The sequence below is a fragment of the Microbacterium sp. NPDC087589 genome (genome assembly GCF_044743635.1).
GTDB lineage: Bacteria > Actinomycetota > Actinomycetes > Actinomycetales > Microbacteriaceae > Microbacterium.
The window spans coordinates 82301-105158 of record NZ_JBIUWV010000007.1; the positions used below are offsets into that span (position 1 = coordinate 82301).

The window sequence follows — 22858 nt, forward strand, 5'->3', positions numbered from 1 at the left end:
GGATGCCTACGCGCGGCATCCCCCTCGCGCGTCAGGACTTGACGATGTCGTAGGCGAAGAACTGGGAGTTCAGGCCGTTGACCGGGTAACCGCTGAGGTCGCTCGAGGCGACCACGATCTGCGGGTAGAGGTACAACCATACGCTCGCGGCATCCTCGGCGATCTTCTCGTTGACCTGCTTCAGCAGAGCCGTCTGCTCGTCGGTCGTGGCGGCCTGCTCGGCCTCGGCGACCCACTGCTGCACCTGGGCGTCGTCGTATCCCCAGTAGAAGTCGGGGTTGCCGTACCAGACCACGTCGCGGTCGTTCACGTGCTCTTGGAGCGTGGCCTCGAAGTCCTGCTCCTTGAACACCTTCGTGTACCACTCGTCGGCGCTGATCGTGTTGATCTCGACCGTGATGCCGACCTCGGCGAGCTGCGACTGCAGGAACTCCGCCACCGCGGGGTGCGGGTCGTAGCTCGGGGTGTCGAGCGTGAACGTGAAGCCGTCGGCGTAGCCGGCCTGGGCGAGCAGATCCTTCGACAGCTCGACGTCATAGGGGTTCACCGAGGTGAGGTCTTCGTACCAGGGGTCGGTCGGCGGCACCATCGAACCGATCAGCGTGCCGTAGTCGCCCCAGATCGACTCGAGGAGCTTCTCAGTGTCGACGGCCGAGTAGATGGCCTTGCGCACGAGTGCGTTGTCGAAGGGCGCGACGCGATCGTTGAAGGCCAGCAGCTCCTTCGTGGTCGAGGTGCCCTCGCTGATCACGTAGTCGTCGCCGGAGAACTGCGCGAGCGAATCGGGGCTCTGCACGCTGGTGATCACGTCGATCTCGCCCGTGGCCAGAGCGTTGTTCTCGGCGGTCGCGTCGGTGAAGTACGTGTAGACGACCTCGGCGTTCTTGGCCGGCTCGCCCCAGTAGTCGTCCCAGCGCTCGAGGGTCAGGGTCGAGCCCTTCTTCCATTCGTCGAGCGTGTAGGGGCCCGTGCCGTCTTCCGATCCGGTGATGTCGCCGGCCTCGTCGTTCACGACCCAGACGTAGCTGAGGTTGTAGAGGAACGAGATCGACCGCTGCGACAGCGTGAAGACCACGGTCTGGTCGTCGGGGGTCGCGATGTCGGCGATGGTCGTGAAGCTCGACTTGCGGGCCGAGACCGAGTCCTCGGCGGTGACGGCCTCGACGCTCGACTTCACGTCGGCGGAGGTGAGCGGGTCACCCGAGTGGAACGTCACGTCGTCGCGCAGCGTGATCGTGTAGGTGAGTCCGTCGTCAGAGACCTGCGCGTCCTCGGCGAGAAGCGGCTCGACCTCGCCGTCGTCGGTCAGCCGATAGAGGCCTTCGTAGACGTTGCCGGTCAGGGCCTCGGTCACACCCTGACCGCCGCCCTGGATGTTGCTGAGGTTGGTCGGCTCGTACAGCGACCCGATGAAGATCGTGGCGTCTTCGCTCGAGGCGTCGTCGGTGGCTCCCGAGGCGCAGCCGGCCACGAGCGCGAGCGCGGCGACGGCGCCGAGCGCGCCGAGAATTCGGGTTCTTCTCATGAGTGCTCCAGGGTGAGAGTGTGCGGCGTCACGCCGCGTAGATGTCGAAGCCGTCGCGGAAGACGACGTTCTTCTCGCCTGCTCGGATAGGCAGGGGGAAGCGGTTGGATGCCGGCGGCAGCGGGCAGTTGTACTGGGCGCTGAATCCGCACGGCGGCACGAAAGCGCGGTTGAAGTCGAGGGTCACGGTGCCCTCGTCGTCTCGGAGCTCGACGAACAGGAAGCGGCCGGACCCGTAGGTCTCGGAGCCGTTGGTCTCGTCGCCGAACACGAGCAGCAGCGTGCCGCCGTCGTCGAAGGCCGCCAGGGTGTACTCGCGGCCGTCGAGCTCGACATGGATGTCGCCGGGGACGACGAGCTCCCGGGTGCCGCCGTTGTCGCGGATGTGTTCGAACGACACCCGCCGGTCGCCGGACACCGGGGTGAAGTGCCCCTCGAGCACCCACGCGGGGTCGTACTCGTAGGTGTCGGTGCGGTCGAAGGCGCGGATCGCGGGTGACTCGGCATCCCACAGGCGCAGTCCGTGCTCAGCCTCACCGGTCTCGATGTTCGTGCGCTGGATCGGCGTCACGGTCACCGTGTCGGATGCCGCCTGCTGCTCGGCATCCAGATCGGGTGCCTCGCCCGTCCAGCGGGTCTCGATCAGGGCGAGGTTTCCGGTCGCCGCGGTGACGGAGGCACGGCGCTCGGCCTGCCACTGGGTGTGATCTTCGCGTTCAGACATCACCTTCCATTCTCTTGCATGCAGAAGAGGGTGGGGCCGAGTCCGTCACTCTGGGTAATGCGCGACGTCACGGGTGACAGGGCTTTCGCGGGGATGCACGAATGTCGCGTCAGAACGGGGCTGCAGGCCCCCATTCCGCACGTTTTTGGACGCGATACAACGCGTTCGGTCGAGTCTCATCCGCGCAATGGAATGCAACGTATGCCGGTATACCATTACTCATATACGCGCAGAGTCGTCAGTCCCCAGCTGACCCGCGCGTGGACGGTTCGACCGTCCTGCGGAGGGAGTGTCAGATCTCCTTCTGATCCCGAGGGGGGATGGGGTGGGAACGCTGATCCCCAGTCAGCACCCACCCCCACAACCCACCCTCGGGGGTTCGCGTTCAGAAAGATCTGGACCAGAACCAGAACGCCGCGAAGCCGATCAGGACGACGACCGGCAGCCACGGGAAGCTGCGCTTCAATCTGCGTCCTTCGTGGGCGACGCCCGGCGGCGGCGACAGCAGGCCGACCGGCGGAGCGAACGGAAGACGCTCGTTCGAGGGTCGGGCTGAGGTGGCCGGGGAAGCGGATGCTGCAGCCGACGGATTCTCGACAAGCAGACGCTCGTCTCTCCAGCGCTCCCACTGATCGAGCTTCGTGATCAACGCGCCGACGGCACCGAACAGCCACGCCCAGGTCGCGGGGTCGAGCGTCGACACCCTGCGCTGCGTGTAGAGGAACATCCAGTCGTCGACGATCTCGACGTCGAGCTCGGCGGCGTTGTCGATGAACCGGGCCATGATGTCGGGGCTGAACAGGTACAGCGCGTCGCGCTCGTACCCCTCGGGACAGTAGAGGGTGAAGTACTCGTCGAAGTCGCCTTCGAGCGACAGCCGCTGCTCCTTCTGGAACGACGCGGGCAGGTTCGACCCGAATCCGTTGTTGCCCTTGGCATCGAGCACGATGTTGGGCAGCGGCACGTCGAGCTTCACCGCGACATAGCCCCAGCGGTAGGTGGTCGAGCTCTTGCCCCGCTTCACCGTGTACTGGTAGTTGCCGAACTCGACGAACCGCGGCGACGTGCCGCGAACGAGATCGGTCGACATGCGCGAGCCGCCGAGGCTGAAGATCATCCCCGGCAGCGCGGGCGAGGCGACCCTGCCCTCGTACGACATGCCGTTCGCCTGCGCGAAGCGGTGCAGGCGGTAGCGGGTCACGCGCGCCCGCCGCCAACCGATGACACCGCCGATGCCGATCACGACTGCGATGACGCCGAAGATCACCAGCGGGACAGCCGCGAACCCGGATCCCCCGGGTGTGGAGACCATGCTGACGATGGTCATGAAGACCACCGGGACCACGACGAGGGCCATGAGCGCGATGACGACGATCGCGAAGATGGTCGTGCCGCGCGTGCCGCTGGATCCTCGGGCGCGCAGCTCGGCGGCGAACGCGGTGACCGCCTTCGGATCGACCGGCTCGGTGAGAGGAGCAGCGTCGAAGGTCGGCCCGGTCTGCGGCTGCGGGGTCGTCATCGATTCACCTCGTCGGCATCCCAGGTGAGGTCGGCGTTCTCCCGGATCTGGAACGCCTCGAGCCTTCCATCGGCGCAGATCGCAGCGACCAGCTCGGCGGGCCCGGCCACGATCGTCGAGTCGTAGTCGATCTCGCTCACCGTCACCCAGGCGTGGTCGTCGGGCCACAGGATGCTCGGAGTCTGGGCCGACGGCTCGAACCCGTGCTCCTCGGCCGGGCGGTCGCGCCAAGGGACGTCCAGAATCCAGTCCGGGCTGGCGAAGGCGCTGATCGCTCCGCCGAAGAGCACGTGATCCCGTTCAGGCAGACGGAACCGTGGACCCTCCGAGATCTCGCGCGCCAGGATGCCCTCCTGCCAGGTCTGCTTGCGGAAGACGTTGTTGAACGGATCCTTCACGCTGCGATCGAGCATCGCCTGATGATTCGGGTCGTCGCTGAATGTGAGGAACGCGCGGGACGGGCCGTGGCCCATGTGGCCGACCAGAGCGCCGCGGCCCTCCCAGAGCGCCGCGAAGCCGGCATCCGGAGTCGTGGTGTGAGCGATGAGATGCGAGGCGATGGATGCGAGCATCTCGGGTGCCAGCTCGCCTTCCGTGGGGGCAGTGAACTCGCGCCCGTCCGGAGAGATCCGCGTGCGCCAGTCTCCGTCCACCGGGGTGCGCACGATGCGCTGCCACTGCGCCAGCGGGTGCAGCGTGGTGCCGAAGGCGGAGGCCGTCTCGGCCCAGGTCGCAGGTGCATCGATGAAGTGATCGAGGAGGGACTGTCGCTCGGCCTCGGGCATCGCGTCGTACTCGTCATAGGTCGGCACCGGCCGATCGGGCAGCGAGCGGACAGTCGCGGGGTGCAGGATGCGGGCATAGGCCGGGAAGCCGTGCGGCACGACGGCGTGCATCGACGCTTTCCATGGGTCGTCGAGGCGCTCGCGCAGCCAGTCGCCGGCCGAGGTGTCAGACATCCAGTGCATGCGATCCACGGTACCTGCGAGATATCGGATCATCCCTGCGCGCGGCGGAGGTGGCGGAACATGTGGGGTCGCGAGCGGGTCGTGGAGGTCGAGAAGCGCCAGACGAAACGCCGCGGGCGTCGGGGCGCGGAGAGGTTTCGTCTTGCTCGGTCTGCCCGGCGAGAGGCCCGGGAAGACGCTTGCCGGAGCGGCTTCACCGCCCCGAGAATGCCCTCCATAATCGGAGGGTGAGCTCGATTGCAACCATCCCCTCGCTCGACGGCCGCCGGTTCCGGATGGTCTCCTCCACCACCTCGGCGGTCGACCCCGAATCGCCCAGCGAGTTCGTCTATCGGGAGAAGGACGGCGCGATCTGGGGCGACTACTCCGGTGACACCGTCACTTTCGGACGCTTCGTCGGCACCCGCACCGGCGACACCATCTGGGTGTCGTTCGTGCACGTGCTCGTCTCCGACGGCGCCGTCGTGACCGGAGACGGCGAGAGCCAGCTCGAACTCACGGATGACGGTCGCATCCGTCTCGTCGAGCACTACGAGATGCACGGACTGCCGCAGCTGAGTGTCTGCGAAGAGGCAGCAGCCGCCTGATCAGCGCGGCGGGAGCATGTCGCGACCCGGCGTCGCCGGCGTCCATCGCGTCATGCCCAGCGGTGTCGCCAGATCGCGCTCCGGCAGGTCGCTCGGCAGCAGGAACGACCGGCGGATCACCTCGTCGAGCACGACCACGCTGACGACGGTGCGCACCTCGGGCAGCTGCGCGATGACGCCCGTCGTGAACTCGTGCACGCCGCTCACATCGACGGCGCGGATGAGCAGCATCGCGTCGTGCTCGCCCGTGGTGATGGCGCACCACTCGACGTCGGGCATCTCGAGCACGCTCTCGCGGAACGACGCCCAGGCCTGCGGGTGCACGGTCACGAAGACGAGCGCGCCGATCGAGAGCCCTGCCTTGGACTGGTCGACCCGGGCGCTGAATCCGGTGATGACGCCGTCCTGCATGAGCGTCTCGACGCGCGTGTAGGCGTTCGCGCGGGAGATCCCCACTGTCTCGGCCAGCGCGGCGATCGAGATGCGACCGTTATCACGCAGCGTCTCGAGGATTCTGTATCCGATGTCGTCCAACGGGGCGGCACTTCGTCCAGATTGCTTCACGGCTTCGTCGCTCTTGGTGGACACAATGCTCCTCATGGGCGGGGTCTTGGACAGACTGTGATGACGTCTGCATTCTTGCTGGACACATAGTCCCATACAATGCGAATCTGATCACCGGTCGTCCACCCGGCGTCGACCGAACCCGATGAAACTCCTCGCCCCTGGAGGCCCCTATGTCGTCACGTCGCAGCACGTCCGTCATCGCGATCGGAGCTGTCGCGCTCTTCGCTCTCGCTGGTTGCTCCGGTGGCAACTCGGCGAACGACGGCGGAGAGTCCTCCGGTTCCGATTCGCTGGTCATCGACACCGCGTTCTCGATCGAGACCGCCGACCCGGGTCACACGTACGATCCGACCGGCAACATGATCGCCAAGGCGCTCTACGAGACGCTGGTCGACTTCGAGGGCTCGGATGTCTCGACCCCCGTGCCCGGCCTCGCATCCTGGGAGCAGAACGACGAGGCGACCGAGTTCACGTTCACGCTCGAGGGTGACCGTGTCTTCTCCGACGGCACGCCGATCGAGGCGAAGGACGTCGTCTTCACCCTGCAGCGCATCCAGGGCATGACCGACGCCAAGCCGAACTTCCTCCTGGGCGGCCTGACGATCACCGAGGTCGACGAGAAGACGATCTCGATCACCTCCGAGACGCCGCTGCTGCAGCTGCCCGCGATTCTCGCCAACCCGGCACTCGGCATCGTCAACTCCGACGTCGTGATCGAGAACGGCGGATCGATCGACGGCACCGACAGCGCACAGAGCTTCCTCGACGGCGAGTCCGCCGGTTCCGGTCCCTTCGTGCTCGACACGCTCGACCTCTCGTCGCAGGTCGTGCTGACCAAGAGCGACGAGTACAACGGCGACGAAGAGGCCGCCTACGGCCGCGTCGTCGTGCGCAACGTCTCGGAGAGCGCGACGCAGCTCGCCAACCTCAAGGGCGGCGACTCGATGGTCGCGATGGACCTCAACGGCGACCAGGTCTCGGGTCTCGGCGACGGACTGAACGTCGAGTCGGTGCCGTCCGGCCAGACGATCTTCCTGCTGCTCAACCAGTCCGAGGCCGTCGCGGGCGAGCTCGCGAACGTCAAGATCGCCGAGGCGATCCGCTACGCACTCGACTACGACGCGCTGCTCGAGCTCGCGGGTGCGGGTGCCGTGCAGGCGACCGGCGTGATCCCGCCCGGATTCGAGGGAGCCCTCGACACCGGTGTCGAGCAGGACCTCGACAAGACCGAGGCCGCTCTCGCCGAGGCCGGCTACACGGGTCAGACCCTGAAGCTGCAGTTCCCGAATGACTACCCGGTCGGCGGGGTGGAGTTCACCCCGCTCGCCGAGCGCGTGCAGGCTCAGCTCAAGGATGCCGGCATCGCCGTCGAACTCGCTCCGGCGCCGTTCGCCACCGAGCTCGACGCCTACGTCAACGGCACCGAGGGCTTCGGTCTGTGGTTCTGGGGTCCCGACTACGCCGACTCGGCGAACTTCCTCCCCTTCGCCCCCGGCCTGAAGGTCGGCCTGCGTGCCGGCTGGGCCGCCGAGGCCAACCCCGAGATCGCGGGCATCGCAGCCGGTGCCGCAGCCGCGACCGATGAGGCCCAGCGCAGCGAGGCCTTCACCTCGTTCGCCGAGGCGATGCAGGCCGAGGGTCCGTTCGTGCCGCTGATCGTCCCCGGCCGCAACATCGCCACGGCGGATGCCGTCACCGGCGCCGTCTACAACTCGGTGTGGGAGATGGACATCGCCGAGATCACGCCCGCCGGCTGATCGGGGCTGACTGATGACGACGGTGGCCGTGCGACGGCAGGCCCAGCGTCGCAGGTCACCGCTCGTCGGATACCTGCTGCGCCGGATCGGCACCTCGCTGCTCCTGCTCGTGGGGGTCACGATCGTGACCTTCGCGCTGACGAACCTCGTGCCCGGCGACCCCGTGTCGGCAGCGCTGGGTGAGGGAGCATCGCAGAACCCCGAAACGCGCGAGGCGTTCATCAAGGCCCAAGGTCTCGATCAGCCGCTCTTCGTGCAGTACTTCATCTACATGGGCAACCTGCTCCGAGGAGACCTCGGAACATCGCTGGTGACCGGGCGACCGGTCACCAGCGACCTCGCCACCGCGGTGCCGGCGACGATCGAGATCGCGATCGGCGCCATCATCCTCAGCCTCGCGGTGAGCGTCGTGCTCGGAACGCTCGCGGCCTACCGTCGCGGTCTGGTCACCGATCAGGTGATCCGCATCGTGACCCTGATCGGCCTGAGCGTGCCGACGTTCTGGCTCGCGCTCGTCAGCTTCTACGTGTTCTTCCTCGAGCTGCGCATCGCGCCCGGCTCCGGTCGCATCTCGCCGTCGATCACCCCGCCTCCCCGCGTCACCGGGCTCTACACGGTCGACTACCTGCTCAACGGAGACGGCGTCGGGTTCGCCGACGCCCTCGCACACCTGGCCCTGCCGGTGATGGTCCTGTCTCTCGTGACGATCGGTCTGCTGACGCGCTTCATCCGCACCTCGGTGCTCGAGGTGCTCGGCAGCGACTACGTGCGGGCAGCCCGCGCCAAGGGACTCCCCGCCATGCGCGTGATCCTCGACTACGTGCTCCGTGGAGCATCCCTGCCGATCCTCACCGTCGTGGGCGTCGCGTTCGGCTCACTGCTCTCGGGCACCGTGCTCGTCGAGTCGGTGTTCGCGTGGCCTGGCCTGGGCACGTACGCCTACAACTCCGCGGCGAACCTCGACCTGCCGGGCATCATGGGCGTCGGTCTCGTCGTCGGATTCATCTACCTCCTCATCAACTTCGTCGTCGATCTGCTCTACGGCGTCCTCGACCCGAGAGTGAGGATCGCATGAGCCGCATCGACTCGGCATCCGGCCCCTGGCGGTTCCGCTTCCGCTGGCCGCGCGCCTGGCGCACACCGCTCGGCGTGATCGGCACCGTCGTCGCCGGAGCATGGATCATCGTCGCCTTCACGGCGCAGTGGTGGGTGCCGTACGGCCCGAACGCCCAGGTGCTTCCTCGTCTGCAGGCGCCGGGCATCGACACACTGCTCGGCACCGACGGCAACGGGCGGGACATCTTCTCGCGTCTGATGACCGGCGCGACGGTGAGCCTTCCCCTGGCACTGATGCTCGTGATCGCGGCGATGCTCATCGGCACCGTGATCGGCGCCGTCGCCGGATACTTCGGCGGCTGGGTCGATGAGACGCTGATGCGCATCACCGATCTGTTCATGGCGTTCCCGACCGTCATCCTCGCGATGGTGGTGGCGGCATCCCTCGGCCCGTCGCTGTTCAACGCGGTGATCGCGGCGATCGTCGTCTCGTGGCCGCAGTACTCGCGAGTCACGCGCAGCATCGTGCTCGGGCTGCGCGGACAGAATTACGTGATCGCCGGTCGCCTGCTCGGCCACTCGCCGCTGCGGACGCTGTTCATCGACATCCTGCCGAACATCGCCGGCCCCGTGCTGGTGCTCGCGACGCTCGACATCGGCGCGGCGATCCTGCTGCTGTCGGGTCTGTCGTTCCTCGGCCTCGGAGCGCAGCCGCCCACCGCCGAGTGGGGCTCGATGATCTCCGCCGCCATGCAGAACTTCGACGCCTGGTGGCTCGGAGTCTTCCCGGGTCTCGCGATCCTCACCGTGGTGCTCGCCTTCAACTTCCTCGGTGACGCGATGCGCGACATCCTCGACCCGACGGCCGAGGTCACGCACGAGAAGCAGGCAGAGCACGTGGCATCGGCGAAGGGGGCGGCAGCATGAACGGCGCACCCGTGCTCAGCATCCGCGACCTGACGATCGACATCGGTCGTCCGCTCGTGCACGGCGTCTCGCTCGACCTCGAGGCCGGACGCATACACGGCCTCGCCGGGGAGTCCGGATCAGGCAAGACGCTCACGTCGCTCGCCGTGCTCGGGCTCCTGCCTCGGCAGGCACGCACCGGCGGATCCATCCTGCTCGCTGGCGAGGAGCTGGTCGGCATGCGCCGTCGGGCTCTCAATCGCATTCGGGGCAAGCGCATCGCGATGATATTCCAGGACCCGTCGGCGTCGCTGCACCCGCAGCTGCCGATCGGCCGACAGCTCACCGATCACATGCGCGTGCACCTCGGCCTGCGCGGCGAGACCGCGAAGGCGAGGGCGATCGAGCTGCTCGAAACCGTGCAGGTTCCGAACCCGGATGCCGCGCTCAAGCGCTACCCCCACCAGTTCTCGGGCGGGCAGCGGCAGCGCATCGCGATCGCGTGCGCTCTCGCGTGCGACCCCGAGGTGCTGCTGGCCGACGAGCCGACCACCGCGCTCGACGTCACGGTGCAGGCCGGCATCCTGCGCCTGCTGCGCGACCTGGCCACCGAGCGCAACCTCGCGGTGCTGCTCGTCACGCACGACCTGGGCGTCATGAGTGCGATCGCCGACGAGGTCGCCGTGATGAAGAACGGGCAGATCGTCGAGCGGGCAGACCGAGAGACGCTGTTCCGCGACCCGCAGCACGAGTACACGCGCACGCTGCTCGCGGCCCTGCCGGGGTCGAAGCTCGAGCTCGCCTCGCCGGAGCCCGCCCTCATCGATCCGGTGACGTCGGATGCGGTGATGCCGGATGCGGTCGTGACGGATGCCGTCGTGAAGGATGCCGAAGAGGAGGCCGCAGATGAGTGAAGTCGCCGTCCTCGACGCGCAGGGCGTGGTCGTTCGCTACCCCGGGAGCCCGCCGGTGGTTGCCGTCGACGACGTCTCGCTGACCGTCGCACCCGGAGAGACCGTGGCTCTCGTCGGCGAATCCGGCAGCGGCAAGTCGAGCCTCGCCCGCGCGGTCGTCGGCATCGAGAAGCTCGCCGGGGGAGAGGTGCGCTTCCGCGGAGCGCCCGTGAAGCCGCTCGGCATCCGTCGGCGCGACCTCGCGCTCACCGGCATCCAGATGGTGTTCCAGGATCCGTCGACGTCGCTCAACCCGCGGCGCCGCGTCGGAGACCAGATCGCCGACGGCATCGCCACCGCCCGCGCTCGCGGCGCCGAAGGGTCGACCGTCGCGGAGTGGCTCGAACGGGTCGGGCTGCCGACCGAGGTCGCCACTCGCTTCCCGCACCAGTTCTCCGGGGGCCAGAAGCAGCGTCTCGCGATCGCCCGGGCGCTCGCCGCACGGCCGTCGCTGCTCGTCGCCGACGAGCCGATCTCGGCCCTGGACGCCTCGACCCAGACGAGCGTCGCGGGGCTGATGCGCGACCTCGTCGCCGAGTCCGGTGCGGGGATGCTGTTCATCTCGCACGACCTCGCGGTCGTCCGACGCATCGCCGACCGCACATTCGTGATGTTCGCCGGACGGGTGCTCGAGGCGGGGGCGACCGACCGTGTGTGGTCTGCGCCGCAGCATCCGTACACGCAGGCGCTGCTCGCCGCGATCCCCGAGCCCGACGGCGCAGGACGCATCCCGGTCGCACCCTCGACGAACGAGCGCACCGTCTGGTCGGAGATCGCCCCCGTCATCGACTGACTGCGTCGGCTGTTCGTTCGGCTGTTCGGGTCTGCTCGGGCGTTCGGGTCTGCTCGGTTCTGCGCTCGCTCGGGTGGTTGGCTGCGCCTCGGGCGGAGATCTGCGCCTCGGGTGGTTGGCTGCGCCTCGGGAGGAGATCTGCGTCTCGGGCGGACGGATGAGCGCGAAGCATCCTCCCGTGGCGCAGTTCTCCTCCCGTCCAAGGCCCCCCGGCGCCTCAGCCTGACGGGAGCTCGCGGCGCTGGCTCAATACGGCCGGTGCGTTCGCGCCCGCCCCTGGGGAGGAGAACTGCCTTTGGGGAGGAGATTCTGAGCCTGATCCTCCGCCCGAGGCGCAGTTCTCCTCCCCGGCGAGTGGCCCGAGGCACCCCGATTGGATGCTGCGCGGCGGCCCTCGACACGTGGATCTCCGTCGTGTTGAGGGGAGACCCGCGCCGTAGAGTGGCACCCATGGCTGAGAACCTTGGCAATCTGCGAAAGCTCCGGGAGATCGTCGGGGCATACGTCGTCGCTCTCGAACGGCCCGAAGAACTGCTGCGGATCTGCGCAGACACCCCCGGTGATGTGGCGTCTGCGGTGGCGGCCGTGGCCGAGGCTTTCGAGGTGAGCGACGACGCGGCCCAGGCGATCCTCGACATGCAGGTCCGGCGCTTCACCCCGGAGTCCTTCGTGCAGATCCGAGCCGAGCTCGCCGAGATCGATCGGCGTATCGCGGACGCCACAGCCTGACCGGGAGCTCGCGGCACCGGTTGAACAGGGCGGATGCGTTCGCGTCCGCCCCTCGGGAGGCGATCTGCTCCTCGGGAGGACGTTTCGAGCCTGATCCTCCTCCCGAAGGATAGTTCTCCTCCGGAAGGGGCGGCCCGAGAGTTGGCACGAGATGCCCCCGGGAGGGCCCGAACGGATGCTGCGCCACGAGACCTCGGAACGCACTGCGGGCCGAGGCGATCGCCCCGGCCCGCAGCATCCGCTCGTGGATCAGAGAGGTGCGACGATGTCCTGCTCGACGTCCCACTCGGTGATCTCGAGCGAGGTCTCGATCATCTGGCCCGCGGCCTCGGTGCTGCCGCTCGTCGCCAGCACCACGTACTCGTCGGTCACCTCGAACACCACGTCGACCGGCACGCCCTGCGCCTCGGACGTGCCGCTCACGAGGTAGACGTCCTGACCCAGGCGGCTGCCGGTTCCGGTGACGGTGAACTCGCCGGTCAGCGCGCCCGCGGCCGTGGCCGGGTCGGTGCCGGCCGCCGTCGCCGCACCGCTGCTGAGCGCGGCGACGATCGGGTCGCTCGAGTTCGGGTCGGCGACCTGCCAGTCGGTCGTGGGCGTCTTGACCCAGGCGTCGTCGCCGATCAGGATCAGCGACCCCATGGGCGTGATCGTCTCGATGGCATCCGTCTCGGGGTTGTACCGGGCGGTGGTGTCCATGCCCAGGATCGACGTCTTGGCCTGGTAGCCGGCCGTGTCGGTCATCGCCTCGGTGATGCAGGCGCCGAGCGCGGTGCCGTCGACGGTCGCCCCCTCGGTCAGCTCGGGGCAGTCGGACTCGGGCGCGGTGGTCTCCTCCGCGGCCGCCGTGGGCTCTTCTTCTGCGGACTCCTCAGCACCTGCGGTGCACCCGGTGAGCAATACGGTGGCGGTCAGGACGATGCCGACCCCCCCCCACTTGTTGACGCGCATGGCGTTCCCCCTTCGGTCGCGTGCGCCCTGAACGTCAGCGCGCACGCGTTCCAGCATGCCAGTGCGCCGCAATACGCGTGGGGGCAGAGCGAAGGTTTCTCCGCTAGACTGTCAAGGTTGTCTGCCATCAGGCGCCCACTCGGGCGGCTCGGCGGATGACGATCACACACCCTCCTGCTTCCGGGAACGTCCCGGAAGCCGTTCTAGTCCGAAGGAGGTGGGTAAGTGACGCACCAGTACGAACTCATGGTCATTCTGACCCCCGAGATCGACGAGCGCCAGGTCGCTCCTACGCTCGACAAGTTCCTGAAGGTCATCACCAACGATGGTGGCTCGATTGACAAGGTCGACATTTGGGGCAAGCGCCGTCTGGCTTACGAGATCCAGAAGAAGAACGAGGGCATCTACGCCGTCGTCAACTTCACCGCTACCAGCGAGGCCACGCAGGAGCTCGACCGTCAGCTGAAGCTGAACGAGCAGATCATGCGCACCAAGGTCCTCCGTTCTGAGGAAGCTCAGGCGATGGTCGCGTTCGAAGCGAAGCGCACCGAAGAGAAGGCTGCCCGCAAGGCCGCCAAGGCTGCGAAGGCCTGAGTCCGATGGCCGGCGAAACAGTCATCACCGTGGTGGGCAACCTCACGGCCGACCCCGAGCTGCGCTACACGCAGAACGGACTGCCGGTGGCGAACTTCACCATCGCCTCGACGCCTCGGAACTTCGACCGCGCCGCCAACGAGTGGAAGGACGGCGAAGCGCTGTTCCTCCGTGCGTCGGTCTGGCGCGAGTTCGCCGAGCACGTGGCGGGTTCGCTGACCAAGGGCATGCGCGTCATGGCGCAGGGCCGTCTGCGTCAGCGCTCCTACCAGGACCGCGAGGGCAACCAGCGCACCGCTATCGAGCTGGAGGTCGACGAGATCGGCCCCTCGCTTCGGTACGCGACCGCGCAGGTCACCCGTGCGGCGTCGACCGGTGGTGGCGGCGGTGGCGGCGGACAGTCGCGCCCCGCACAGCAGCAGCAGGTGTCGGAAGAGCCGTGGTCAACGCCCGGCTCGTCGACGAGCGCAGATGCCTGGAGCACTCCGGGCAGCTTCGGCGACGACACCCCGTTCTGAAACAACTTCTGGAACCGGGTCCCTGAGCCTGTCGAAGGGCTCGGCATCCGTCTCATCATTAAGGAAAAACAATGGCTGGAAAGTCTAGCGGCGACCGCCGCAAGCCGCGGAAGGGTGGCAAGCCCACCGCTCCCGCGAAGTCGATCCGGGTCGGAGTCATCGATTACAAGGATGTCTCCACCCTCCGCAAGTTCGTCTCGGAGCGTGGCAAGATCCGCGCCCGTCGTATCACCGGTGTTTCGGTGCAGGAGCAGCGTCTGATCGCCACCGCGATCAAGAACGCACGCGAAATGGCACTCCTGCCCTACGCTGGCGCCGGCCGGTAAGGGGTATCGAGATGGCAAAGCTGATTCTCACGAACGAGGTCGCCGGGCTTGGTAGCGCCGGTGACGTGGTCGAGGTCAAGAACGGGTTCGCCCGCAACTACCTCATCCCCAAGGGCTTCGCTACGGCGTGGACCCGCGGTGGCGAAAAGCAGGTCGCTTCGATCCAGGCTGCTCGTCAGGCTCGCGCGATCCACGACCGCGACGAGGCCGTGGCACTGAAGAACTCCCTCGAGGCCACCAAGGTGCGCCTGGCCGTCAAGGCCGGCAACGAGGGTCGCCTCTTCGGCTCGGTCAAGACCGATCACATCGCGGATGCTGTCGCAGCCGCGGGTCTCGGCTCGATCGACAAGCGCAAGGTGCACATCCCGTCGGCGATCAAGTCGACCGGTGAGCACGAGGCCACGGTTCGTCTGCACGACGACGTGACCGCAGTCATCACGCTGCAGGTCGTCGCCGCCAAGTGACGACGTCGGCAGGTCACTGAGCCTGTCGAAGTGCGAACACCCCCTGTCCATCGGGACAGGGGGTGTTCTGCGTTCGCGGCCGGTCGGCGCCGCGGATCGTTCGGCGCAGTCGAATCGTTCGAGCTGTCGTCCGCGCTCGCAGAAGACCCGCTCGTGAAGATCGTGATCGCCGGCCACGCGACCGCACCGAGGACACCCCAGAGGGCGACGGCCGGAAGGCTGCGCCGGGTTGCCTGAGCGTTCACGTCGACTTCCCTCCCCCGAGAGCCGTCGTTCGTCGTCGATGCACACTGCGTCGATTGCCGGTGACGATACTCCCGGTATATCGCGATGTCTAGAGGGTTCCGCTCGAAATAGACGGCATCTCGCGCACATTTCGGAGGGTTGCTCAGTGTGACGCGCCCGGTTGAATCTCGGCTTGACTTTCCCCAGGTTCTACACATCCCCCACCGGATTCGATCAACCTTCAATGCGCGGTTGAACCACGTTCTCATCCACAGGCTGGGGAAACTGTAAACCCCAGGCCAGGCTGACAAATAGAACTCAATTTCAAGGTACTCCACCGAGTTATCCACATGTGTTCTGCACAGACTCTCCGGACTTGTTCGCACGCTTTCCACATAGTTATCCACAGAGCGTGTTGCGACCGAAAACCCCCGCTCGTAGCGTGGTCCGGCGACCCGATGTCGGAAGTGCCTGATTTGCTGTGCGGACGGTCCTTCTCGAGCTGAATCGCATCGAGTGACTGACGCAGTCGGCACCGAGCACACCGGAAGAACGTCGCATCGAAGGGAGCAGCGTGTCGATCGCCGACATCTCAGAGGAGCGCCTCGGGGGCAAGCGTCCACCAGAGCGCACACCCCCGCACGACACGCTCGCCGAACAGAGCGCGCTGGGCGGAATGCTCCTCTCGAAGGATGCTGTCGCCGATGTGATCGAGACGCTCAAGGGCGCTGACTTCTACATCCCCAAGCACGAGCTCATCTTCGAGGCGATCCTGTCGCTCTACTCGCATGGCGAGCCGACGGACGTCGTCGCCGTCACCGACGAGCTCATCAAGACCGGCGAGCTGAGCCGCGCCGGCGGTGCCGATTATCTGCACACGCTCACCTCGATCGTCCCCACCGCCGCGAACGCCGGCTACTACGCGGGCATCGTCTCGGAGCGGGCGATCCTGCGTCGTCTGGTCGATGCAGGCACCCGTATCGTGCAGCTCGGCTATGACGGCCAGGGCGACGCGACCGACATCGTCAACAACGCCCAGGCGGAGATCTACTCGATCACCGGCTCGGAGACCGCCGAAGACTACGTTCCGCTGCAGATCGCGGTCGACGCCGCGCTCGAAGAGATCGAGGCCGCCAGCGGCCGCGACGGCTCGATGACGGGTGTGCCGACCGGCTTCAAGGAGCTCGACGAGCTGACCAACGGTCTTCACGGCGGGCAGATGATCGTCGTCGCCGCGCGTCCTGCGATGGGTAAGTCGACGCTCGCGCTCGACTTCGCACGTTCGGCATCCATCGGCCACAACATCCCCTCCGTCTTCTTCTCGCTCGAGATGGGCAAGAGTGAGATCGCGATGCGTCTGCTGAGCGCCGAGGGGCAGATCCCGCTGCAGAACATGCGCAAGGGAAACCTCGACCCTCGCGACTGGACCACGGTCGCCGCGACTCGAGGACGCATCAACGACGCGCCCCTCTACATCGATGACAGCCCGAACATGACGCTGGTCGAGATCCGCGCGAAGTGCCGTCGACTCAAGCAGCGTGAGGGGCTGCGGATGGTCATCATCGACTACCTGCAGCTGATGACATCGGGCAAGCGCGTCGAGTCGCGTCAGCAGGAGGTCTCGGAGTTCTCGCGAAGCCTCAAGCTCATCGCGAAGGAGCTGCAGGTTCCGGTCATCGCACTGTCGCAACTGAACCGTGGTCCCGAGCAGCGCACCGACAAGAAGCCCGCGATCAGCGACCTGCGTGAGTCCGGCTCGATCGAGCAGGACGCCGACATGGTGATCCTGCTGCACCGCGACTCCGTCTACGACAAGGACGTTCGTCCGGGCGAGGCCGACCTGATCGTGGCCAAGCACCGTAACGGTCCGACGGCGACGATCACCGTGGCCTTCCAGGGTCACTACTCGCGCTTCATGGACATGGCGCCGGGCGGCGACTTCAACTGATCGATCGGGTCACCGTGCTCACCGAGCGCGCCGTCCGCAGCCGTCTCGCGAAGCAGCCGTTCGCCGCCGGGCCCTCGAGCTCAGCGCGTGAGCAGCGTCTCCCGGATCTTCTCGGCGACGGCCTCGCGCAGCGGGCGCACCGCGTCGGCATCCCACGACTCGGGGTTCGGGAACGACCACTCCAGCACCTCGCCGCTGGGGGGTGGATGGCAGGGTGAGCCCTGGCTTCATCAGCACCACGACATCGGCCGCATCGAGGTCGTCGCTCGAGACGGCGCGGGGTACCCGGTCGGTGATGTCCATGCCGAGCTCGGCGACCGTGGCGGCCACTGCCGGATTCACCTCGTCTGAGGGTGAGAGCCCGGCGGAGGTCGCGACGAAGCGGTCACCGGCCAGGTGCTGCAGCAGCGCGGCGCCGAGCTGCGAGCGGCCGGCGTTGTGCTGGCAGATGAACAGGACGGTCGGACTGGTGTCGGTCACGGGTTCTCCTTCTGATGGGATTCAGCTCGCGGCGAGACGGGGCGCGAGCTGGATGATCCGGCGCTCCAGCTCGTCATAGGCGGTGTCGAAGGCGTCGACCGAGCCGACGCGCACCGGGTCGGGGATCGACCAGTGCAGGTGACCCGAGACGCCGAGCTCTTCGTGCGCGTTGTCGCAGACGGTCACCACGAAGTCGGAGTCGGTCAACACGGCATCCAGAGCGCGGGGCGACCCATCGGGCAGATCGAGGGAGTGGCGATCTGCCGCCGCCACTGCGCCGGGGTCGATCCGCTCGGCCGGGTGCGTCCCCCCGGAGGATGCGGGGATGCTGCTGTGGGCCGACCACAGAGCGGCGGCCAACTGGGATCGGGCTGAGTTCGCGGTGCAGACGAACACGATTCGGCTCGCGCGCTCGACTCGACCCGGCGTGAGTCCGTGGAGTGCGGTGTCGGTCAGGTGGACGTAGCTGCGCCGCTTGTCGGCCTCCGACCGCGAGCGTGCCACGATCCCGACGGCTTCGAGCGCATTCAGGTGATGCGTGATGAGGTTCGCCGGAACCCCCAGTGCTACGCGGATCTCGGTGGGGGACAGATCACCCAGCGTCAGCAGGTCGACGATCCGCAGGCGGGACGCGTCACCCGAGGTCGTCGCCACCGCCGGTCTGGTGCTGCTGATCTTCGCGCTCGCCCGCACGGGCACGGCATCGGCGACGGCTGCCGCGGTCGGCGCCTACATCGGTGCGGCGTACTGGTTCACGAGCTCGACGTCGTTCGCGAATCCGGCTGTGACGATTGCTCGCATGTTCACAGACACGTTCGCCGGCATCGCACCCGGCTCGGTGGTCCCGTTCATCCTCGCGCAGGTCGTCGGAGCCGCTCTCGGCCTCGCGCTCCTGCTCGTCCTCTACCCGACGGCCGTCCGCACCGCTGATCGTGTCGTGGTTCCCCCGCACCTCGAAACCCAGCTCTGAAAGCATCGCCGGTCAGCGGGGATCGTCGGTCGATTCAGGGGAGGACGGGACGCCCCCACCACGGGGGAGGCGGCAGAAAGGGCGCCCCATCCGATGCCGTCAATGGACGGCACCCCAGCTGTCGCGTTACAGCGCGACAGAACTGTGTGGCAAGCGTGGCACCAGCCGCCTCGCCGCACAAGCCCTATCGATGACGGGTATGCGGCTGATCGGTGCAGTTCCCGCGGCCGTCATGTGCTCAGCTGGCGCGCCCCTCGCTACTTGCGAGGCGGGTTCCGCGGCAGCCACTCCTCAAGCGTCGTCTTGAAGATCTGTGCGCCCTCGACAGGGATGAGCGTGCGCTCCTCGATCACCGCTCCGTAGTACGGGGCGCTGTCATCGCGCACGACAGTGCGGGGGTCGCCACGGAAGGCCAGCGCGCGGCGTGCGAACTCGTCCATGCCGAAGGCTTCGGGTCCCGCGATCTCGATGTCGCCCATCGGCACTCCGACGGCTGAACGAGCGACTGCGGTGGCGACGTCGTCTGCGGCGATCGGCTGGATGAGCGCGCCTGGAAGGGTCACGGTGTCGCCCTCTGTGGAGATGTCGGCGATGCTGCCGACGAACTCGAAGAACTGCGTGGCGTGCACGAGCGAGTAGGCGATGCCGGAGTCGCGGATGAGCTTCTCCTGAGCGACCTTCGCGGCGAAGTATCCGATGTGCTGCGGGCGGTTCGTGCCGACGATCGTCAGGGCGACGTGGTGCTCCACGCCCGCCTCGACCTCGGCCGCGAGCAGGTTGCTCGTCGACGTGGTGAAGAACTCCATCACGTCGTCGGGCGCGAATGAGGGGGAGTTCGACACGTCGACGACGGTGTCGGCACCGATGAGCACCTCGTCGAGGCCTTCGCCGGTGAGCGAGTTCACACCCGTGTTCGGTGACGCGGCGACGGCTTCGTGGCCGTGCTCGGTCAGGTTCGCGACGACCTTCGAGCCGATGAGTCCCGTGCCTCCGATGACGACGATCTTTGCCATGTCCAAGCCTTTCGTGTGAGCGACGCCGGTGGTGGCGTCTGTCAGGGGTGACCGAGCAGCGGCCGAGGATGTGACGACCTCCGTCGTTCAGGCGGCCCCGGGGGCCTGCACGCGCCAATCGTGATACCTGGTGGGTGCGAGCGTCGCCGTAGCCTCGGGCAACAGGTCGCGCGCGCCGAGATGCGCTCCGAAGTAGGTGCCGAGCGGATCCGCGACCACCTCGCGGTCGTCCTGACGAGAGCGCAGGTCGAGCGAGGCGAGTTCCTTCAGGCTGAACACCTCGGGGCCGCCGAACTCGCCCGTGCCGAAGAGAGGCTCCGCGAGTGCCGCCTCGACGACGGCGCGCGCGACGTCGTCCGCGGCCATCGGCTGCGCGAGCACATCGGCGATGTGCGCCGCGCCCTCTCGCATGGCGTGGTCGGTGATGCTCCGGATGAATTCGAAGAACTGCGTCGCGTGCACCAGGGTGAACGGGCGACCGGACGCCGTGATGAGGCTCTCCTGCTGCTCCTTGGCGACGAAGTACCCGCCCTGCGCGCGCGCGAGCCGGTCGGTGCCCACGACGGACAGCGCCACGTGATGCGCGACACCCGCTGCCTGGCCGTATGCGAGCAGGTTGAGGGTCGAGGTGTAGAAGAACTCCTGAGCGCCGGCGCCGTCGGTGTACGACGAGTTCGACACGTCGACCACCACCGATGCGCCGTCCAGGGCATCTGCAAGACCCTCACCTGTGAAGGAGTTCACGCCTGTCGCTCGTGCGGCTGCCACCACGTCGTGTCCGCGGTCGTTCAAGATCCGGACGACCCGGGTGCCGATCAGCCCGGTGCCGCCGATTACCGTGATTCTCATGTCGCTCCTGTGGTCGATGGGGATCACGCGGGGGTCCGCGTGTACTTGTCTGACCGGGTAGCGATCACGGATGTGACAGCTCGCCTCTCTGCCGGCGAGAACCGCCGGGGCCGAGCAGCACCTGTCGCTCCGTCACACTTCGAGACGCTGCGCTGTCATACATCTCAAGGGCCGGGTCGGCCGGATGGTGGTGGCGCACGCTTGCCGCCGCTCCGTGAACGGGAGGAGAGTGGAGACGTGATCGCGATGAGCGAAGAGCACGACGGACCTCGGGGCGACCTCGATACCGCGCTGGCGGTGTTCGCCACCCATCGGCGACGCCTCTTCGGCATCGCGTACCGGATGCTGGCCACGGTCGCTGACGCGGAGGACATCGTCCAGGACACATGGATCCGCTGGCAGAACACCGATCGGTCGCAGGTACGGGAGCCTGCGGCCTTCCTCACGACCATCACGACTCGTCTGTCGATCAACGTGCTGCAATCGGCCCACGCGAAGCGGGAGACCTACATCGGGCCCTGGCTGCCGGAGCCCGTCAACACCGACGACGACCCGGCGCTCGGGGCTGAGCGCGCCGAGGCGCTGCAGTTCGCGATCCTGATGACCCTCGAGAAACTCACCCCGACCGAGCGCGCGGCGTACATCCTGCGCGAGGCGTTCGACTACCCGTATCCGCGCATCGCCGAGGTCATCTCGTCGAGTGTGGTGAGCGCTCGACAGCTGGTGAGCCGAGCCCGCGCGCATCTGTCGTCGGAGAAGCAGGCGACCGTCGAGCCGACGCACCAGCGGCGCCTGCTCGAGGCGTTTCTGACCGCGGCCCAGAAGGGCGACGCCCAGGAGCTCGAGAAGCTCTTCGCCGATGACGTGGTCAGCTACACCGACGGCAACGGCGTGAAGCTCGCCGCACGGATCCCCGTGATCGGCCGCGGGCGCGTGGCGAAGTTCGTCGCGGCGTTCGCTCACCACTTCTGGACGGGCAAGTCGGTGGACTGGGTGGAGGTCAACGGGCAGCCGGCCGCGACGCTCGCCGAGGGCGGCGAAGTCACCACGATCGTGACGGTCACGACCTCCGACCAGGGCATCGAGCAGCTCCTCTGGGTGATGAGCCCCGACAAGCTCCGGCACGTCACCGCGGTCTCCGCATGAGCCGCGGGCAGGACCCGGCGCGGCTGCGTCGGAGACATCGTGATGCGGCCGCTCAGACCACTGTCGCCGAATTGGCGGTCGCACTGGCTGAGGGCGATCTGTCAGGCATCCGTGCGGTGCTGCGCGCCGATTCGGTGCTGATCGTCGACAGTGGCGGTCGGATGCCGGAGTCGTCCGCTCTCGTCGAGGGGCGCATCGCGGCATCCGCAGCATTGGCAGCACTGATGACGACCGGGACCGCGGTCGTGATGGCCTCGATCAACAGCGCGCCCGGCTTCGTGATCGTGCGCGACGACAGAGTCGTCGCGGCGGTGTCGACCGAGGCGAGATCCGGGCTGCTGGCGACCGTCTGGGTCGTCTGCAATCCCGACAAGCTCAGGCACTGGAATCTCAGTGTCGACGGCTAGAGCGTGATGTCGGATGCTGAGACCAGCGGCCGCCACTCCGTCGATCGGGCAGTGCGCCGGGCGAGCACATCGGCATTGAGCAACGGCCCCACGTCGAGCCCCGTCACCCGGCCGACTTCGGAGATCGGAACCTGGAACGTGCGGAACGCACCCAGCGGCGGCGCAGCGAGCATGCCGTCCGGGCTCTCGACGAGCTCGGATTGATCGAGCACGAACCCGGCGGCTGACAGACCATCGGACGCCTGCCAGGCCGCGATCTTCCAGAACCGGAGCGGGATGCGGATGCCGCGATAGGGCGGATCGCCGTCGCCCAGCACAGGAGCGGTGAACACCGAGACACGCTGATCGGTCGTCTCGGCATACTCGATCACGTGGTCTTCCAGCCCGAGCCAGAGCTCCTTCGACTGGTTGAATCCGGCCGCCTGCGGGGCGGCGTTCGGATAGAAGAAGGTCGCCTCGGTGGCATCCCTCGCCTCCTCGACATCGCCCCATCCCGGATCGACCCGCCGCACGAGATGGCCGCGGTCGAGGTCGTTGCGCGAATAGACGTCGGGTCCCGTCTGCAGTTCGGACCGCACACGGGGGTCGAGCCGCCACTCGCCGGTGCGTGGTACTTCGCGCAGCAGCGCTCCGTCGATGTTCACGCCCGTCACAGCGGCCAGCCGACGGCGGCCGTCGAGCAGCACCGTGAAGCGTGGATAGGTCAGCTCCGTCGCATCCTGTGCCGGCCGGGGCAGGGGAACACGCGTCGGGAGGAAGTCGAGGTCGTATCCGTCTGCCATACCGTCATATTGCCTCGTGTCACCGACATCGCCATGGAGCTGCCGAACGCGGGAACGCCTCCTCTCGAGTGCGACTCGGGAGGAGGCGTTCGCGGTCAGCG

At 67.4% G+C, this 22858-nt stretch carries 25 protein-coding genes and 1 pseudogene; 15 read left to right on the top strand and 11 right to left on the bottom strand.

Annotation, left to right across the window (positions count from 1 at the left end; genetic code table 11):
* Nucleotides 1-31 precede the first annotated feature (31 nt).
* The 4 genes from ACIOU8_RS14655 to ACIOU8_RS14670 all read right to left on the bottom strand — a co-directional run bounded on the left by ACIOU8_RS14655 (nucleotide 32) and on the right by ACIOU8_RS14670 (nucleotide 4727).
* The gene (locus tag ACIOU8_RS14655) at nucleotides 32-1525 is read right to left on the bottom strand and encodes an ABC transporter substrate-binding protein (protein ID WP_400790927.1); all 1494 of its coding nucleotides are present in this window, start codon (nucleotides 1523-1525) and stop codon (nucleotides 32-34) included.
* Nucleotides 1526-1553: 28 nt separating this feature from the next.
* Nucleotides 1554-2249, bottom strand: a complete 696-nt coding sequence (locus ACIOU8_RS14660; RefSeq protein WP_400790930.1) for a DUF1684 domain-containing protein — start codon at nucleotides 2247-2249, stop codon at nucleotides 1554-1556.
* 385 nt (nucleotides 2250-2634) lie between these two features.
* A complete protein-coding gene (locus ACIOU8_RS14665; protein WP_400790932.1) occupies nucleotides 2635-3768 on the bottom strand; it encodes a hypothetical protein in 1134 nt (377 codons plus the stop codon).
* Nucleotides 3765-4727 carry a hypothetical protein gene (locus ACIOU8_RS14670; RefSeq protein WP_400790935.1) on the bottom strand — a complete coding sequence of 321 codons (963 nt, stop codon included), beginning with the start codon at nucleotides 4725-4727 and terminating at the stop codon, nucleotides 3765-3767. Before ACIOU8_RS14670 ends, ACIOU8_RS14665 begins: the two co-directional genes overlap by 4 nt.
* Nucleotides 4728-4963: 236 nt before the next feature.
* Here ACIOU8_RS14670 and ACIOU8_RS14675 point away from each other — a divergent pair, with 236 nt between their 5' ends.
* Nucleotides 4964-5323, top strand: coding sequence for a hypothetical protein (locus tag ACIOU8_RS14675; RefSeq protein ID WP_400790937.1), 360 nt, complete (start codon nucleotides 4964-4966; stop codon nucleotides 5321-5323).
* Here the strand turns inward: ACIOU8_RS14675 and ACIOU8_RS14680 are convergent, their stop codons facing one another.
* Complete coding sequence (locus ACIOU8_RS14680; protein ID WP_258184332.1) at nucleotides 5324-5911, bottom strand: Lrp/AsnC family transcriptional regulator; 588 nt, start codon at nucleotides 5909-5911, stop codon at nucleotides 5324-5326.
* Between the two features lie 149 nt (nucleotides 5912-6060).
* Between ACIOU8_RS14680 and ACIOU8_RS14685 the strand changes: the two genes are divergently transcribed.
* From ACIOU8_RS14685 to ACIOU8_RS14710, 6 genes are all read left to right on the top strand, one after another.
* Nucleotides 6061-7647: an ABC transporter substrate-binding protein gene (locus tag ACIOU8_RS14685; protein WP_400790939.1), complete on the top strand. Its 1587-nt coding sequence runs from the start codon at nucleotides 6061-6063 to the stop codon at nucleotides 7645-7647.
* A 13-nt stretch (nucleotides 7648-7660) separates the two neighbouring features.
* The gene (locus ACIOU8_RS14690; RefSeq protein ID WP_400790941.1) at nucleotides 7661-8722 is read left to right on the top strand and encodes an ABC transporter permease; all 1062 of its coding nucleotides are present in this window, start codon (nucleotides 7661-7663) and stop codon (nucleotides 8720-8722) included.
* Nucleotides 8719-9630 (top strand): ABC transporter permease, encoded by a 912-nt coding sequence (locus ACIOU8_RS14695; protein WP_400790943.1) that lies wholly within the window; start codon nucleotides 8719-8721, stop codon nucleotides 9628-9630. Before ACIOU8_RS14690 ends, ACIOU8_RS14695 begins: the two co-directional genes overlap by 4 nt.
* The gene (locus tag ACIOU8_RS14700) at nucleotides 9627-10523 is read left to right on the top strand and encodes an ABC transporter ATP-binding protein (protein ID WP_400790946.1); all 897 of its coding nucleotides are present in this window, start codon (nucleotides 9627-9629) and stop codon (nucleotides 10521-10523) included. The genes ACIOU8_RS14695 and ACIOU8_RS14700 overlap by 4 nt, the downstream gene beginning before the upstream one ends.
* The gene (locus tag ACIOU8_RS14705; protein ID WP_400790949.1) at nucleotides 10516-11355 is read left to right on the top strand and encodes an ABC transporter ATP-binding protein; all 840 of its coding nucleotides are present in this window, start codon (nucleotides 10516-10518) and stop codon (nucleotides 11353-11355) included. Before ACIOU8_RS14700 ends, ACIOU8_RS14705 begins: the two co-directional genes overlap by 8 nt.
* 450 nt (nucleotides 11356-11805) lie before the next feature.
* Complete coding sequence (locus ACIOU8_RS14710; protein ID WP_400790951.1) at nucleotides 11806-12084, top strand: hypothetical protein; 279 nt, start codon at nucleotides 11806-11808, stop codon at nucleotides 12082-12084.
* A gap of 249 nt (nucleotides 12085-12333) precedes the next feature.
* Here the strand turns inward: ACIOU8_RS14710 and ACIOU8_RS14715 are convergent, their stop codons facing one another.
* A complete protein-coding gene (locus tag ACIOU8_RS14715; RefSeq protein WP_400790954.1) occupies nucleotides 12334-13035 on the bottom strand; it encodes a hypothetical protein in 702 nt (233 codons plus the stop codon).
* Nucleotides 13036-13260: 225 nt separating this feature from the next.
* Here ACIOU8_RS14715 and rpsF point away from each other — a divergent pair, with 225 nt between their 5' ends.
* The 5 genes from rpsF (at nucleotide 13261) to dnaB (ending at nucleotide 17110) form a co-directional block, all read left to right on the top strand.
* A complete protein-coding gene (gene rpsF, locus ACIOU8_RS14720; RefSeq protein WP_042541520.1) occupies nucleotides 13261-13629 on the top strand; it encodes a 30S ribosomal protein S6 in 369 nt (122 codons plus the stop codon).
* 5 nt (nucleotides 13630-13634) lie between these two features.
* Nucleotides 13635-14147 (top strand): single-stranded DNA-binding protein, encoded by a 513-nt coding sequence (locus ACIOU8_RS14725; RefSeq protein ID WP_056311050.1) that lies wholly within the window; start codon nucleotides 13635-13637, stop codon nucleotides 14145-14147.
* A 71-nt stretch (nucleotides 14148-14218) separates the two neighbouring features.
* Nucleotides 14219-14473 (top strand): 30S ribosomal protein S18, encoded by a 255-nt coding sequence (gene rpsR, locus ACIOU8_RS14730; RefSeq protein WP_042541518.1) that lies wholly within the window; start codon nucleotides 14219-14221, stop codon nucleotides 14471-14473.
* 11 nt (nucleotides 14474-14484) lie between these two features.
* Entirely contained in the window at nucleotides 14485-14937 is a 453-nt protein-coding gene (gene rplI, locus ACIOU8_RS14735) for a 50S ribosomal protein L9 (RefSeq protein ID WP_140038506.1), read from the top strand.
* 799 nt (nucleotides 14938-15736) lie between these two features.
* On the top strand, nucleotides 15737-17110 hold the full coding sequence (gene dnaB, locus ACIOU8_RS14740) for a replicative DNA helicase (protein WP_042541564.1): 1374 nt from the start codon (nucleotides 15737-15739) through the stop codon (nucleotides 17108-17110).
* Nucleotides 17111-17128: 18 nt separating this feature from the next.
* Here the strand turns inward: dnaB and ACIOU8_RS14745 are convergent, their stop codons facing one another.
* Nucleotides 17129-17590 (bottom strand): low molecular weight phosphatase family protein, encoded by a 462-nt coding sequence (locus tag ACIOU8_RS14745; RefSeq protein ID WP_400790958.1) that lies wholly within the window; start codon nucleotides 17588-17590, stop codon nucleotides 17129-17131.
* Between the two features lie 21 nt (nucleotides 17591-17611).
* Nucleotides 17612-18244: an ArsR family transcriptional regulator gene (locus ACIOU8_RS14750; protein WP_400790961.1), complete on the bottom strand. Its 633-nt coding sequence runs from the start codon at nucleotides 18242-18244 to the stop codon at nucleotides 17612-17614.
* Here ACIOU8_RS14750 and ACIOU8_RS14755 point away from each other — a divergent pair.
* Nucleotides 18231-18560: pseudogene (locus ACIOU8_RS14755) on the top strand (aquaporin family protein); the annotation flags it as partial. The gene ACIOU8_RS14750 and the pseudogene ACIOU8_RS14755 sit on opposite strands and share 14 nt — an antisense overlap.
* A gap of 257 nt (nucleotides 18561-18817) precedes the next feature.
* On the opposite strand, the gene ACIOU8_RS14760 reads toward ACIOU8_RS14755, so the two are convergent.
* Both ACIOU8_RS14760 and ACIOU8_RS14765 read right to left on the bottom strand, forming a co-directional pair.
* Entirely contained in the window at nucleotides 18818-19573 is a 756-nt protein-coding gene (locus tag ACIOU8_RS14760; RefSeq protein ID WP_400790964.1) for an SDR family oxidoreductase, read from the bottom strand.
* A gap of 87 nt (nucleotides 19574-19660) precedes the next feature.
* Complete coding sequence (locus ACIOU8_RS14765) at nucleotides 19661-20422, bottom strand: SDR family oxidoreductase (protein ID WP_400790967.1); 762 nt, start codon at nucleotides 20420-20422, stop codon at nucleotides 19661-19663.
* Nucleotides 20423-20668: 246 nt separating this feature from the next.
* On the opposite strand from ACIOU8_RS14765, the gene ACIOU8_RS14770 reads away from it, so the two are divergent.
* Both ACIOU8_RS14770 and ACIOU8_RS14775 read left to right on the top strand, forming a co-directional pair.
* Nucleotides 20669-21568 carry an RNA polymerase sigma-70 factor gene (locus ACIOU8_RS14770; RefSeq protein ID WP_400790970.1) on the top strand — a complete coding sequence of 300 codons (900 nt, stop codon included), beginning with the start codon at nucleotides 20669-20671 and terminating at the stop codon, nucleotides 21566-21568.
* Entirely contained in the window at nucleotides 21565-21975 is a 411-nt protein-coding gene (locus ACIOU8_RS14775) for a hypothetical protein (protein ID WP_400790973.1), read from the top strand. Before ACIOU8_RS14770 ends, ACIOU8_RS14775 begins: the two co-directional genes overlap by 4 nt.
* Here the strand turns inward: ACIOU8_RS14775 and ACIOU8_RS14780 are convergent.
* A complete protein-coding gene (locus tag ACIOU8_RS14780; protein ID WP_400790977.1) occupies nucleotides 21972-22757 on the bottom strand; it encodes a DNA/RNA non-specific endonuclease in 786 nt (261 codons plus the stop codon). The genes ACIOU8_RS14775 and ACIOU8_RS14780 overlap by 4 nt on opposite strands.
* Nucleotides 22758-22858 lie beyond the last annotated feature (101 nt).